The organism is Dysgonomonas massiliensis (assembly GCF_900240225.1).
Classification (GTDB): domain Bacteria; phylum Bacteroidota; class Bacteroidia; order Bacteroidales; family Dysgonomonadaceae; genus Dysgonomonas; species Dysgonomonas massiliensis.
Map to the genome: position 1 here is coordinate 368584 of NZ_OEPV01000001.1, position 14222 is coordinate 382805.

General features: G+C 39.2%; 12 protein-coding genes. 8 read left to right on the forward strand and 4 right to left on the reverse strand.

Features of this window, described 5'->3' with window-relative positions:
* Positions 1-89: 89 nt before the first annotated feature.
* The 4 genes from secD to C1A06_RS01850 all read right to left on the reverse strand — a co-directional run bounded on the left by secD (position 90) and on the right by C1A06_RS01850 (position 6436).
* Positions 90-3071 (reverse strand): protein translocase subunit SecD, encoded by a 2982-nt coding sequence (gene secD, locus C1A06_RS01835; protein WP_101688509.1) that lies wholly within the window; start codon positions 3069-3071, stop codon positions 90-92.
* Positions 3072-3270: 199 nt separating this feature from the next.
* Positions 3271-4935: an AMP-binding protein gene (locus C1A06_RS01840; protein ID WP_101688510.1), complete on the reverse strand. Its 1665-nt coding sequence runs from the start codon at positions 4933-4935 to the stop codon at positions 3271-3273.
* A 20-nt stretch (positions 4936-4955) separates the two neighbouring features.
* A complete protein-coding gene (locus tag C1A06_RS01845; protein WP_101688511.1) occupies positions 4956-5507 on the reverse strand; it encodes a helix-turn-helix domain-containing protein in 552 nt (183 codons plus the stop codon).
* Positions 5508-5515: 8 nt separating this feature from the next.
* Positions 5516-6436 (reverse strand): RluA family pseudouridine synthase, encoded by a 921-nt coding sequence (locus tag C1A06_RS01850; RefSeq protein WP_101688512.1) that lies wholly within the window; start codon positions 6434-6436, stop codon positions 5516-5518.
* A 214-nt stretch (positions 6437-6650) separates the two neighbouring features.
* On the opposite strand from C1A06_RS01850, the gene C1A06_RS01855 reads away from it, so the two are divergent.
* The 8 genes from C1A06_RS01855 (at position 6651) to C1A06_RS01890 (ending at position 14205) form a co-directional block, all read left to right on the forward strand.
* The gene (locus tag C1A06_RS01855) at positions 6651-8987 is read left to right on the forward strand and encodes a TonB-dependent receptor (RefSeq protein ID WP_245871980.1); all 2337 of its coding nucleotides are present in this window, start codon (positions 6651-6653) and stop codon (positions 8985-8987) included.
* A gap of 159 nt (positions 8988-9146) precedes the next feature.
* The gene (gene fabD / locus C1A06_RS01860; protein WP_101688513.1) at positions 9147-10028 is read left to right on the forward strand and encodes an ACP S-malonyltransferase; all 882 of its coding nucleotides are present in this window, start codon (positions 9147-9149) and stop codon (positions 10026-10028) included.
* Positions 10029-10117: 89 nt separating this feature from the next.
* Positions 10118-11080, forward strand: coding sequence for a dTDP-4-dehydrorhamnose reductase (gene rfbD, locus C1A06_RS01865; RefSeq protein WP_101688514.1), 963 nt, complete (start codon positions 10118-10120; stop codon positions 11078-11080).
* A gap of 38 nt (positions 11081-11118) precedes the next feature.
* Positions 11119-11826 (forward strand): RadC family protein, encoded by a 708-nt coding sequence (radC, locus tag C1A06_RS01870; protein ID WP_101688515.1) that lies wholly within the window; start codon positions 11119-11121, stop codon positions 11824-11826.
* 103 nt (positions 11827-11929) lie between these two features.
* The gene (locus tag C1A06_RS01875) at positions 11930-12244 is read left to right on the forward strand and encodes a metal-sulfur cluster assembly factor (protein WP_101688516.1); all 315 of its coding nucleotides are present in this window, start codon (positions 11930-11932) and stop codon (positions 12242-12244) included.
* A gap of 9 nt (positions 12245-12253) precedes the next feature.
* Positions 12254-13069 carry a UDP-2,3-diacylglucosamine diphosphatase gene (locus C1A06_RS01880; protein ID WP_101688517.1) on the forward strand — a complete coding sequence of 272 codons (816 nt, stop codon included), beginning with the start codon at positions 12254-12256 and terminating at the stop codon, positions 13067-13069.
* 87 nt (positions 13070-13156) lie between these two features.
* Positions 13157-13513 carry a CidA/LrgA family protein gene (locus C1A06_RS01885; protein WP_101688518.1) on the forward strand — a complete coding sequence of 119 codons (357 nt, stop codon included), beginning with the start codon at positions 13157-13159 and terminating at the stop codon, positions 13511-13513.
* The gene (locus tag C1A06_RS01890) at positions 13510-14205 is read left to right on the forward strand and encodes an LrgB family protein (RefSeq protein ID WP_101688519.1); all 696 of its coding nucleotides are present in this window, start codon (positions 13510-13512) and stop codon (positions 14203-14205) included. Before C1A06_RS01885 ends, C1A06_RS01890 begins: the two co-directional genes overlap by 4 nt.
* The last annotated feature ends 17 nt before the right edge of the window (positions 14206-14222 follow it).

The following is a 14222-nucleotide window of genomic DNA, read 5'->3' on the forward strand; positions in this document are numbered from 1 at the left end:
GTACTAAAAAAGATGTAAAAAAGAAGAAGGTGCTTTTCTTAAAAGCACCTTCTTCGCAATATCTGTAAATTTAATCGATCGATTAAATATTATTTTCCAGCTTCAGACTCTTGTGGTTTGTTTTTCGACAACATTTTCCAAGCGATTGGAGTTGCGATGAACAATGAAGAGAATGTACCGATGATAACTCCAAGTAGGATAGCAAACGAGAAGCTTCTGATTGTATCACCACCTAGGATGAAGATACAAAGAACTACTAGCATTGTACTCAAACTTGTATTTACCGTACGACCTAATGTCGAGTTAAGAGCTTCGTTAATTGTTTCCGTAACATCACGTTTTGGATAATTCGTACGGATTTCACGGATACGGTCGAAGATAACCACCTTGTCATTGATCGAGTAACCTACTACGGTAAGGATTGCCGCAATAAATGTTTGGTCAACCTCCATCGAGAATGGCATGATCTTGTATAGTAACGAGTATGCCAATATGACGAACAGAGCATCATGTGCAACTGCAACGAGTGTACCTACCGAGAATGCTTTGTCGCGGAAACGTACAAGGATATATAGACCCATGAATACGATTGCGAACAATACTGCAATACTTGCCGATTTTTTCAAATCGTCGGCAATACTTGGACCTACACGTTGCGAGTTGACGATATAGTTATCGTCTAATTGCTCTATAGTCGTATTTTGATCTATCAGATTCATTTTCTTGAATCCCTCCGCAAGAATTGTTCTTACATTAGTTTCAGCTGAATCTGTTGCACTTTCAATTTGGTAGTTAGTTGTAATACGCAACTGGCTTGCAACTTTAGATTGGCTACCAGCACCAGTCGTAATTACACGCACATTAGCACCGTCAAACATTGGAATCAATGTTTCTTCTACATCTTGAGCATTAACCGGTTTGTCGAAACGAACTAGATAGTTACGTCCTCCAGTGAAGTCAATACCAGTGTTCAATCCGTTGAAGAATAAAGATGCTACACCGATCACTATAAATACTATAACTCCTATTGTTAATGTTTTAGTCATAGCTAAGAAGTTAATCTTAGTATCAACAAACAAGTTTTTAGTTATAGAAGTTGTAAATGTAAGATTACGGAATTTACCTTTTTCGATCATGAATTCGTAGAATATACGAGTTAGGAATACAGCAGTCAAGAATGAAGCTGCGATACCGATGATCAATGTAGTTGCGAAACCTTGGATTGCTCCGGTTCCGAATATGATAAGGATAACCCCTGTAATGATTGAAGTGAAGTTAGCATCGAAGATTGCCGAGAATGCATGTTTGTAACCATCAGCAATAGCTGTTTTAACATTTTTACCTGCACGCAATTCTTCTTTCGTACGTTCGTAGATCAAAACGTTAGCATCCACAGCCATTGCAAGTGTCAATACAAGACCCGTAATACCAGGAAGTGTAAGTACAGCTTGGAATGCAGCTAGTGTACCCATCGTGAAGAATAAGTTTAGTAATAGAGCAGAGTTAGCAACTAGCCCTGGAATTACTCCGTATGCAAGACACATATATACCATCAACACAACAAGTGCAAGGATGAATGATATGATACCAGCATCAATTGCTTCTTGTCCTAGTGATGGACCTACAACGTCTTCTTGGATGATACGTACTCCGGCTTTCATACGTCCCGATTTCAGAACGTTTTCCAAGTCGGCTGCATCTTCGTATGTGAAGTTACCTGTGATTGACGAACGTCCACCCTCGATTTTATCGTTTACGCGTGGTGCAGAGTATACGTGTCCGTCAACAACGATAGCAATACTTTTTCCTTTTTCAGCACCAGTAATGTTAGCCCAGCTTTGCGAACCTTGAGAGTTCATTTGCATGCTTACTTCCCATGCCGAACCGTGTTGCGATTGGTCAGCTTTTGCGTTGACAACAGCATCTCCGTCCAAAACCGGACCTTTGTTGCGTCCCATTCCGCTAGGGCTAAGTGCATATAGTGTAAATAGTGTTTCACGATCATCTTCAGCTTTGAAACCCCATGCGAATTCAACATCACGCTCGCCGCTGTTTCTTGATTCTACAGCAAAACGGCGTAGGATATTTCCTACTGCAGTTGTGTCGTTTTTGTGGAATGCTCCTACTGTTGGACCTTGTCCAGGAACTTTGATATAAGCTTCTAACGGTTTAGAGAAACCTAGCAGCATTTGGATCGAGTCAGATGAAATAGAATCACCCATCGAATTCAATGCTGTTTTCGAAAGCTCATTGATAGTATAGAAACGTCCTTGTATTTCCGAGAAATCATAAGTTTTCCAGAACTCAAGATTTGCATTTCCTTGAAGTAGTTTACGAACACGCTCTGGTTCTTTAACACCCGGTAGTTCGATAAGGATACGGTCTGCACGGTCATTCAGTTTTTGAATGTTCGGAGCAACTACACCAAAACGGTCGATACGTGTACGAAGGATGTTGAACGAGTTGTCAGCAGCACTGTTAACTTCAGTACTCAACGCTTCGATAACTTTCGCGTCGTTGTCTTGTGGTGTTATTTGTTGTTCTCTAAGCTTTGTGCTGAATATACCAGCTAGCTTATCTTTACCGTTGTTAGCTTGGAATTTCTCGATAAAAAGTGTCAAGATGTCTTTATTGCTACCTTTTTTCTCTTCAGCAATTGCTTGATCCAAGGCTGTGTTGAACGCTTCGCTGTCCTGATCACCTAGTGAACGAAGTACAGAAGCTACGTCAACTTCAACAATAACACTCATCCCGCCTTTAAGGTCGAGACCTAATCCTACTTCTTTTTCACGACATTCTTTAAGCGTGTAACCAAGATCTTTGATGCCAATCCAGTCAAATGTCATCCATACTTTTTCGGTTGACATTGAATCCAAATAGCGGTCATGCTCGGCTTGGAACAGTTTGTCGTACAATTCGGTATTACCACCGGCATTTTTCTGAGCATAAGATGTAGCAATTTCTTTTGCTTTCTTGTCGTAGCTACTAGTTACGAATGTGAAAGACAAGTAGAAAAGACAGATCAGTGCTAATGCGATGGCAAAAGTTTTTACAAATCCTTTGTTTTGCATTTTTGGAACTTACTTTTGTTATTTAATATTTAATTATATTCTTATCAGAAACTGTATGATATATACTCAAATTTAAGGTTACACACTTCAAATTATGAATAAAAACACAATTTCGAGCGTGCAAATATAATCTTATTCTTCGTACAATCATAGAAAATACAGAGATATTTCATCTCTGTAAAGCTCATTACTCTTTGTCTTAGTGTTTATTTCCTTCGTCAGACTTACGAATATCGACACGTTTAATTTTTCCGCTGATGGTTTTCGGTAATTCGTCGACAAATTCGATAATTCTAGGATATTTGTATGGAGCTGTAACTTCTTTTACATGTTTCTGTATTTCGTGCACAAGTTTGTCTCCTGCTTTGTCTTTGTAATCCTTGGCAAGAACAATTGTAGCTTTGATAACTTGCCCGCGTACTTCGTCCGGAACTCCGGTTATGGCACACTCCACTACAGCCGGATGTGTCATCAGCGCGCTCTCCACTTCGAATGGACCGATGCGGTAACCGGAACTTTTGATTACATCGTCTTTACGACCGATGAACCAATAGTAACCATCTTCGTCGCGCCAAGCTACGTCACCAGTGTGGTACACGTTGTCCGAATAGACAGCTTTGGTAAGTGCTTCATCCCTATAATATCCTTTGAATAAACCTAATGGCTTAAATTTATCAGTTCGGATGATCACTTCGCCCGACTCTCCATCTTCTACCGAACGGCCTTCCGAGTCGACTAAATCCATGTCGTAAGCAGGATTTGGAACACCCATTGCTCCCGGTTTTGGTTCCATCCATGGGAAAGTAACGATGGTAGGAGTGGTTTCGGTTTGTCCGAAAGCTTCCATCATTTTTATACCCGTAGCCTTGTAGAAAGCTTCGTATACCGAAGGGTTCAAAGCTTCTCCTGCGGTTGTGCAATATTTGAGTGCTGACAAGTCAAACTCGCTCAAGTCTTCGCGAATAAGGAACCGATATATTGTTGGAGGTGCGCAGAATGAAGTTACTCTATATTTCGAAAGCATTTCCAACATTGCGTGAGGAGTAAATTTCTCGTGGTCGTAAACAAATACGCATGCACCTACTATCCATTGTCCGTACAGTTTTCCCCAAACTGCTTTTCCCCAACCGGTATCTGCAACAGTCAGATGAAGACTGTTCTCGTCCAGATTGTGCCAATACTTAGCTGTAACGATGTGCCCTAGTGGATATCTGAAGTCGTGAACAACCATTTTGGGCTGTCCTGTGGTTCCCGATGTGAAGTAAAGCAACATGTTATCATCGTTGCTGTTTACCGATTGCGGTCTGACAAAAGGTTTAGCTCTTTGCAGGCCTTCGTCGAAATTCGACCATCCTTCGGGAGTGTGTGTGCCGCAAACAATACGATGTTCTATTGTCGGCGATTCGGGCATTGCTTCGTTGATGTGATTTATCACAATTTCATCATCAGTACTCACTATAGCTTTGATGCTGGCAGCATTGTTGCGATATACAATATCTTTCTTCGTCAGAAGATGTGTTGCCGGTATTGCAACAGCACCAAGTTTGTGCAGTGCTATAATAGAGAACCAAAACTCATAGCGGCGTTTCAGAATAAGCATGACCATATCACCTTTACCTATTCCTAGGGATTGAAAAAAAGAAGCTGTACGATCACTTTGCTCCTTTAGATCTGAAAAAGTAAAGTCGTGATGTTCATTTTTGTCATTAGTCCAGCATAGAGCGCGCTTATTGGGGTTTGTTTTAGCCCATTCGTCTACTATGTCGTAACCGAAGTTGAAGTTGTCGGGGATGCTTATCTGAAAGTTCTCTTTAAAGTCTGATGTGGATGTGAATTCTGTTTGTTTTAAATATCTTTCTAACATTGTATAGTCTTTTTTCGAAGTTACATGACGGCCGCAATGAAACGGACGATTTTGTTGTCGAGGGCTTTCATCCCGTGCGGAAGGCTCGAATCGTAATATATACTATCGCCTTCCTCCAGTATGATTTCTTTCCCATTTATACTCAGTAGCATTCTGCCTTCGAGTATGAAGTCAAATTCCTGCCCTTCGTGGCTGCTGAGATGAATATCGTCATCTTCTTTAGGTTCTACAGTCACTTCGAATATGTCAGCTTTCCGATTATTGAATCCGGCAGACAGAGTCTGATATTTATAAGCCTTTTTTCGGTCTACGCTCATACCTTTGCCATTACGTGTCACGAAATAACTTTTCATGCGCGGCTCGGAATCAAACATCAATGTCGTGAGATCGACATTGTGAGTTTGAGCGATGCTTTTCAGTAGGCTTATTGTTAAATCTTTATCTCCACTCTCGTATTGTTCATAAACATCCAGAGGAAGATTGCACGACTGAGCAAACTCTTCGAGGCTCATGTCGAGTGACTCACGCAAGCCCTTCAGTCGTTGTGCTATCTGTTCGAATTCATGTTTCATATTGTATATTATTCTTGTTTGCTTTGAGAGCGTTCGTTCAGCAATTGTGTCATTGGTTTAGGCAGATTGCTTTCGAACTCAAGTATTTGTCCCGAAACAGGGTGTTTAATCACCATGCGCTGTGCATGTAGTGCTATTCTTTTGATTGGGTTTGAAGAAGCACCGTATTTTTTGTCTCCAACTATCGGGTGCTTATATTGATTAAGTTGCGCACGAATTTGGTTCTTACGACGTGTTATCAATTCTATTTCTAGTAAAGAGTAATGTTTACTCTCTTTCAGAGTTTTATATTTAGAAACTGCTTCCAATCCTCCATTGTCGAAAGACGAAGAGAAGATCATGAAGTTCTTATTCTCGGTCAGCCACGAGCGTATTTTGCCTTCTTTCGGTTCCATCTGACCTTGGATGACTGCCTGATATTTATACTCGGGTACAACTATATCCCAGTTTTTCTGGAAAATGGCTTGTGTTTCGGCATCTTTCGAGAATACCATTAACCCCGATACTTCACGATCTAGACGATGAAGTACGAAAACACGGCTGTCTTTTTTTCCTTTAGCTTTGACATGATTGTTTAGTGTATTGAATATGGTCAGAGTCTTTTCTTTATCGGTGCCGATAGATAACATTCCGGCTTCTTTTTCGATAACAACTAAGTATCCGTCTTCGTATACTATAGTCAGACCTTTCAGTTTATTTATTTTGCGTGCTTGGTTATATTTCATAACCGATACACGATCTCCTTCATTTAGCGCGAAGTCAAATTGAACCTGTAGTTTATTGTTGACTTTTATCTGCTTATGAGCAAGTAAAGATTTTACGGCATTGCGACTCTTGCGAACTTCTTTTTCGATAAGGAAATCTAGCAACTGCGATGGCTTATTTACTTTGAACTCTTGTAGTACGATATCTTGCGCGGGTTTTCTCATTCTGTTTTTTGATATATAATATAATAAGCTGCAAAGTTATTGATTTTTATTTCATATCGTTGGTAACAGCTTTTATAATTCGGATACAAATTCTTTTAAAAAACTTAAAATCAAGTTGTCTTGCTAACTAAATGACGGCTAGGATAAAAATAATCCAACTTTTTTGTAACCCTTTTTGGGGGAGTCTCGTCATACTTATAGAGCGGCCACTCTGATGAAACAATTTAAACTTAATGAAATGAAATACTATCTGACCATATTAATCATATTGATTTCCTATATAACGGCATCGGCTCAATCGAAAGTTTCGGGCAAAATAATTGACGAGCAATCTAAAAACCCTATCGAATATGTGAATATAGCACTTATTCAGGCCGATACGGTTTTTCGTAATGGTACAATAACTGACGAAAACGGTTTCTTCGAATTTCATAATATCACGCCCGGAGAGTATAGTCTTTGTGCTACATTTATCGGGTATGAGGAGTCCAGAACTCTGATTACTAACTCAGATAAGGATCTGGATATAGGCGAAATACACATGAAAGCTGGCGATGTGAAGTTGAAAGATGTGACAGTTACGGGCAATCAGGTAATATACAAGGCTGACAGACAAGTAATAGTGCCGAATGATAATCAGATAAAAGCATCTAATACCGGGTTGAAATTGTTGGAGAATATGCAGCTGCCTCGTATCGAGATAGATCCGTTGACAAAAGCTGTGAAGATGGCAAACGATAAAGAGGTCCAGTTGAGGATTAATGGGGTACTTGTTACTAAGGACGAGATTGCGGCTCTCAATCCGAATGATGTTATTCGTATTGAATATCACGATGATCCAGGTGTCAGATATAATGATGCCGGTGCTGTCATTGATTTTATAACACGTGTGAGAGAATCGGGAGGTAATGTGATGCTAAACGTTTCCGAAGGTATATCCGGAATAGACTTTGCAGATGATAATTTTTCAGCAAAGCTGAATCACAAAAAATCTGAGTTCAGTGCCAATGCTTATTGGCGTCGTCGCGATATTAAATGGACTCGCGAAAATGTCGAAACATTCAATTATCCGACACATACACTTATCCGGACTGAAGAAGGGCAGCCGACAAGGTATAAAGAAGGCTATCTAAATCTGTCGTTGAATTATACATTGCATGATGCTGATAATTATTTATTTAATGCTCGATTTAGGAACAGATTAGAAGATAATCCTTACAGCTTTACCGATCGAATAAGTACTATAACTCCATCAGATGGAAGTACTCCTTTGGATATTGTAGATCACTCTTCATGGAAAAGCAATTCACCATCATTGGACCTATATTTTCAGAAGAATCTAAAAAACAAACAGCTCATAATATTCAACGTAGTTGGAACATATATAGATTCTAAATCTACGCGCTTATATACTGAGCAAAACGAAAGTGTATTAGACGAAATATTCTCTGATATTAGAGGGGATAAATATTCTCTTATTGCAGAAGGTATTTATGAGAAAGAATTAAATACAGGTAAAATATCGGGAGGAGTGCGACATACTCAAAGCTATACAAACAATATTTATAAGGGTAATATATTGGCAGATCTGTCGATGAATACGGCTGAGACTTACGCTTTCACAGAATATCAGTTGCGCAAAGGAAAGTTTAATTATTCGCTGGGTTTGGGAATGATGCGTACATATAATAGTCAGGCTGGTAAGAGTAATGAGAAATATATCTTCCGACCAAAATTACGTGTGACATATAATATAAATGATAATGCGTTTATTCGCTATAGTGGATATATCTCGGCAGATGCACCTTCGTTGTCGAATCTGAATGACGTGGAACAGGAGATGAATCCTCTGGAAATTCAACGAGGAAATCCGAATTTGAAGACGATAACATATTATAGTAACGAACTGACAACAGGATTCAATAAAGGATTCTTCAGTGCTGAATTACAGATGCAATATCGCTACGAACGGAATCCAATAATGGAACAGATTACGTTTGACGATGAAGAAAATAAATTTATTCATAGCATAGACAACCAAAAAGGATTTCACCGATTATCGTTTTGGGGATCAACAAAATTCAAGATTTGGAAAGACCATTTGGTATTGTCTTTCGATCCTTCATTCCGCAGATTTATAAGCGAGGGAAATAATTATACTCATACATATAATACATGGCGAGTTAATAGTAGTTTAAACTTTAATTATAAAGGCTGGATGGCATTTTTTCAATATTATGGTCGTTGGAATCAGCTTTCGGGTGAAACTGTATATCGGGGAGAACGAGGTCATAGCCTCGGCTTAGGTTATAATGCAAATAAATGGTCATTATCCTTGTGGACTTTCAATCCTTTCGAGAAAGAGTATTTTCAGGAATCCAGAAATAGGTCACAATTGACACCGAAATACTCGAAGGTAAGTAGTGGTGACTTAGGTTCAGGAAAACTTTTTGTACTTAACTTTTCTCTTAATCTTGATTTTGGTCGTAAATTCAAATCAGCGGACAAACGTTTAAATAATGATGATTCGGATGCGGGAATTATGAAATAAGCTTTTAAACTATACAACACTACTTTTGTAAAGCGGATTGCTCTGTGATAGAGGTGATCCGCTTTATTTGCTGAAAACATAATATGTTATATAATATTTATTTGTACTTTTGCAGCCGTAAATATTAACATATACACAATAAGTTAAAAAACAAAACCAATGAAAGCATTTGTATTTCCAGGTCAAGGCGCTCAGTTCGTAGGAATGGGTAAAGACCTATACGAAACATCGGCAGTTGCGAAAGAAATGTTCGAAAAAGCAAACGAAATCCTAGGATTCCGTATCACAGACCTGATGTTTGAAGGCACAGATGAAGATTTACGTCAAACGAAAGTAACTCAACCAGCAATATTTCTTCATTCAGTAATCTTGGCAACAACTCTTGGTGATGAGTTTAAACCCGATATGGTTGCAGGTCACTCACTGGGAGAATTTTCTGCTTTGGTTGCTGCTAAAGCTCTTAGCTTCGAAGACGGATTGAAACTTGTTTACAAACGTGCTTTGGCTATGCAGAAAGCATGTGAAATCAATCCTTCGACAATGGCTGCAGTACTTGGCCTTTCGAACGAAAAAGTTGAAGAAGTTTGTGCTACAATCACTGACGAAGTAGTAGTCCCTGCAAACTACAACTGCCCAGGACAAGTTGTTATCTCGGGTAGCGAAGCTGGAATTGACAAAGCATGTGAATTACTTTTGGCAGCAGGTGCAAAACGTGCATTGAAGTTGAAAGTTGGTGGTGCATTCCACTCGCCATTGATGGATCCTGCAAAAGTTGAACTTGAAGAAGCTATCAACTCGACAAAATTCTCGGCACCGATTTGTCCGGTTTATCAAAACGTAACAACTGTGGCTGAAACAGAGCCGGCATCTATTAAGAAAAATCTTATTGCACAGCTTACAGCACCGGTAAAATGGACTCAATCGGTAGAACATATGGTGGCTGACGGAGCAACTGCATTTATCGAATTAGGTCCGGGTAGCGTTCTGCAAGGTCTGGTTAAGAAGATTGCGAAAGACGTAGAAACTTGCGGAAAACAATAAGATAATTTTTATCTTTGTGATATAGTGATAAGTTGAAAATTTATTTTTTCAACTTATCTTTTTTTAGAATAAACAATAAAAATATAACGATGGCATTTTTGACAGGTAGCAAGCAAGCCGATGCCGATGAGGCAGGTAAGAATACGGTGTTTTTCTTCGAACTATTGCAACGAAATGTATTAGTGACTGGAGCAAATGGCCAATTGGGTAAAGAGTTACAATATCTGACAGATATTGATCCGAACGATAACTTCAAGTTCTTTTTTGCCGATTCTTCAATGCTTGATATAACAGATGCCGCTGCTGTTGACGAGTATGTCAAATATAACAGTATCCGTTATATTGTAAACTGTGCAGCATACACAGCTGTTGATAAAGCCGAAGATGATGCAGATCGTTGTTATGCCGTAAATCGTGACGGAGTAGCTAACTTGGGAAAAGCTGCAGCAAATCATAAAGCAAAGGTTATCCATGTTTCGACGGATTATGTATTTGACGGAACTGCGACAACTCCTTATACTGAAGATACGCCAACTTCACCACAATCGGTTTATGGAAAATCGAAGCGTGAAGGTGAGATTGCACTTCTCGAAGCTTGCCCCGATTCAATAATCATACGTACATCGTGGTTGTATTCGCAATTCGGTAAAAACTTTGTGAAAACTATGCTTAAGCTCGGGAGAGAACGTTCCGAACTGAATGTTGTTGCCGATCAAACGGGAACTCCGACCAATGCTGCCGATTTAGCTGCTGCTATAGCTAAGATTCTACATTATAGCGTAGCAAATGATTTCAAGAGAGGAATTTATCATTATAGTAATGAGGGGGTAACTACTTGGTATGACTTTACAAAAGCAATTCATCGAGAAGCTGGTATTGATACTTGCGAAGTAAAGCCTATAACTACCGATCAGTACCCAACACGGGCAATACGTCCGAAATACAGTGTATTGGACAAAGCGAAAATAAAGGCTGCGTTCGGTATAGCTATACCGCATTGGCAAACTAGCTTAGCTGTATGTGTTCAGTCTATACTTGAGGAAGAAGATTGATGAGATAAATACATCAGATTACTTTAACTGACACAACTATGCTAGCAGACACACGAAAAGAAAAACTGAATATAAAAGATTGGGCCGAAGAAGATCGTCCACGTGAGAAGATGCTCCTCAAAGGTGTAGCTTCACTGTCGGATGCCGAACTTCTAGGTATTCTTATCGCTTCGGGTAATAAGAACGAAACAGCAGTTGAACTTGCTCAGCGAATATTGCATAGTGTAGGTAATAATCTGAATCAGTTAGGAAAACTAGAAATAAAAGACCTGATAAAGAATTTCAATGGAATAGGGGAGGCTAAAGCAATAACAATCGTTGCCGCGATGGAATTAGGTAAACGTCGCAAATTAGCCGAAGCTATCATTCAACCAGTAATTAAGACCAGCAGTCAGGTTTTTGATTTACTCCATCCCGTTCTGGCAGATCTACGACATGAGGAAACTTGGATGATTTTTCTCAATCAGTCGAATCGAGTATTGAAAAAGACTCAGATCAGCAAAGGTGGTTTAAATAGTTCTATTGTTGATATTCGTATGGTGATGAAAGATGCGATCGATTCATTGGCTTCGGCAATGATTCTGTGTCATAATCACCCTTCGGGCAATCTTGAGCCTAGCAATGATGATGATCTGATAACGCGTAAATTGATGGCTGCAGGATCTTTGTTAGATATTCCGCTGCTCGATCATGTGATCGTATGTGATGAGGGTTATTACAGTTATGCCGACCAAGGTCGGATGTAAAAATACGAAATAGGCATTATCAATGACCGATTGTGTACGATAAACGAAAAAGGTTTTATATTTTTGTTCTCCGAACGAAGATTCACTTTAAACAAATCGAACTATGGGTGATTTATTAAAATTAGAAGAAGATATAGTAAAAATGATAAAGACCGTATACGATCCCGAAATTCCGGTTAATGTATACGATCTGGGCCTGATATACGATGTAGATGTAGATGATAGTAACAATGTTACGATCACTATGACACTGACAGCTCCAAACTGTCCGGCAGCAGACTTCATCTTGGAAGATGTTCGCTTCAAAGTAGGTTCTATCAAGGAAGTAAACAATGTTATTGTTAATCTTACTTTCGAACCTGAGTGGAATAAAGATATGCTCAGCGAAGAAGCAAAACTAGAATTAGGCTTCCTATAATATCAGAGCATGACGGCAGACAAAAAAACGTATTTCTTATCAGATGTACACCTAGGTGCAGCTTATCACAAGAAAAATGCTGATAAGCTGGCTTCGACTGCACATAAGTCGAAAGAATCGAAAGATAATCCGTTGTATATCGATCATGAGGTTGAGCGCAAGCTTTGCCGTTGGTTTGATATGGTAAAAGCAGATGCTGCAACAATTTATCTTTTGGGAGATATATTCGATTATTGGTTCGAATACAAAAATGTCGTGCCGCGAGGATTTACCCGTGTCTTGGGCAAAATTGCCGAACTGACAGATATGGGTATCGAAATTCACTTCTTTATCGGCAATCACGATATCTGGTTGACCGATTATCTGCGCGATGAGTGCGGAATGATTATTCACAAACAACCTTTGATAGTTGATATCGACGGAAAACGTTTTTTCTTAGCTCATGGAGATGGATTGGGCGATGAATCAAGATCTTTTAAAATAATCCGTCGTATATTTCATAGCGAAATTCTTCGTGTACCTTTTGCTGCAGTTCATCCACGCTGGACCGTAGGGTTTGCCCATGCTTGGTCTAAACATAGTCGCGATACGGGCGAAATGTTAGATTATCTGGGAGAAAAGAATGAACATCTTATCATCTATGCAAAGGAGCATAGCAAAAAAAATCCCGATATAAACTTTTATATTTTTGGTCATCGTCATATTTTACTCGACTTGGAATTGAGAGATCAATGCCGTGTTGTAGTTCTTGGCGACTGGATTAACTACTTCTCATACGGCGTGTTGGATAACGGCCGTTTTATACTCGAAATTTTTGAAGAATAAATCTTTAGAAAATGGCTCTGGTATTGCGGTTAACTAGTGTTATAGTTGTACCTTTGTGCCCGAATTAATTCTTAAGGTTTAGGTAATATGAAGATGATAAAAGGGATAACAATTATCCTTTTATTCTATTTTTTAGGTGAGTTTATCGCAAAACTCATCAATGGCTTTGTGCCTGGTAGTATAATTGGAATGCTTCTGTTGTTCGGTTGCTTGTATTTCAAATTGGTGCATGCCGAGACAGTAAGCGGAGTAGCTGATGCTTTCACTAAAAATATGGCCGTATTCTTTATTCCGGCCGGTGTAGGTCTGATGGGCTCTTTCGGATTGATCAGTAAATTTTGGTCATCTATCTTGATTGTTTGTACGGTGAGTACGGCTCTTGTGATAATTGTAGTTGCTCTTATACAGCAATACATGGAAAATAGGAGAGGAGAGTCGAAATGAAAGAGCTGTTAACATCAACCGAGTTTATTCTTCTGCTGATTTTTAGTTCATACTTATTGGGGCAGTGGATCTTTAAACGTACACGTATTGCAATATTTCATCCTCTTATTATTTCGATAGGTTTGATTATAGGCTTTCTGAAGCTGGCGAATATAGAATATGAAGCATTCAGTCGAGGAGCAGAATTTGTAAATTTTATGCTTGGCCCATCTATTGTAGCTTTGGGGTATGTATTATATAGTCAAATGCAGTACCTGAAAGGGAATGTTATCTCAATTATGCTGTCGATTTTTATTGGTAGTATTGTCGGTATTGTGAGTGTAATAGTTATAGCACGTCTGACTGGTGCCGATCAAATCTTAGTACACAGTCTTGAGCCAAAATCGGTAACCACAGCAATAGCAATCAGTATAGCTGAGCAAACTGGAGGAAATGTTTCTCTAACAGCTGTTATTGTTGTTTTTTGTGGTATCTTGGGAAGCATTATCGGACCTCCGATATTGAAGTTGATAGGTATAAAAAGCAGTGTGGCCAAAGGGCTCGCTTTGGGAGCAGCTTCGCATAGTGTTGGTACTGCCAAAGCTATGGAGATGGGATTGATAGAAGGAGCTTTAAGTGGTCTTGCTATTGGTTTGATGGGAGTAATGACAGCATTGCTGATTCCTATAATTCATCAGATTATAGTGCTTTGATTTTAAGTAGAATAATT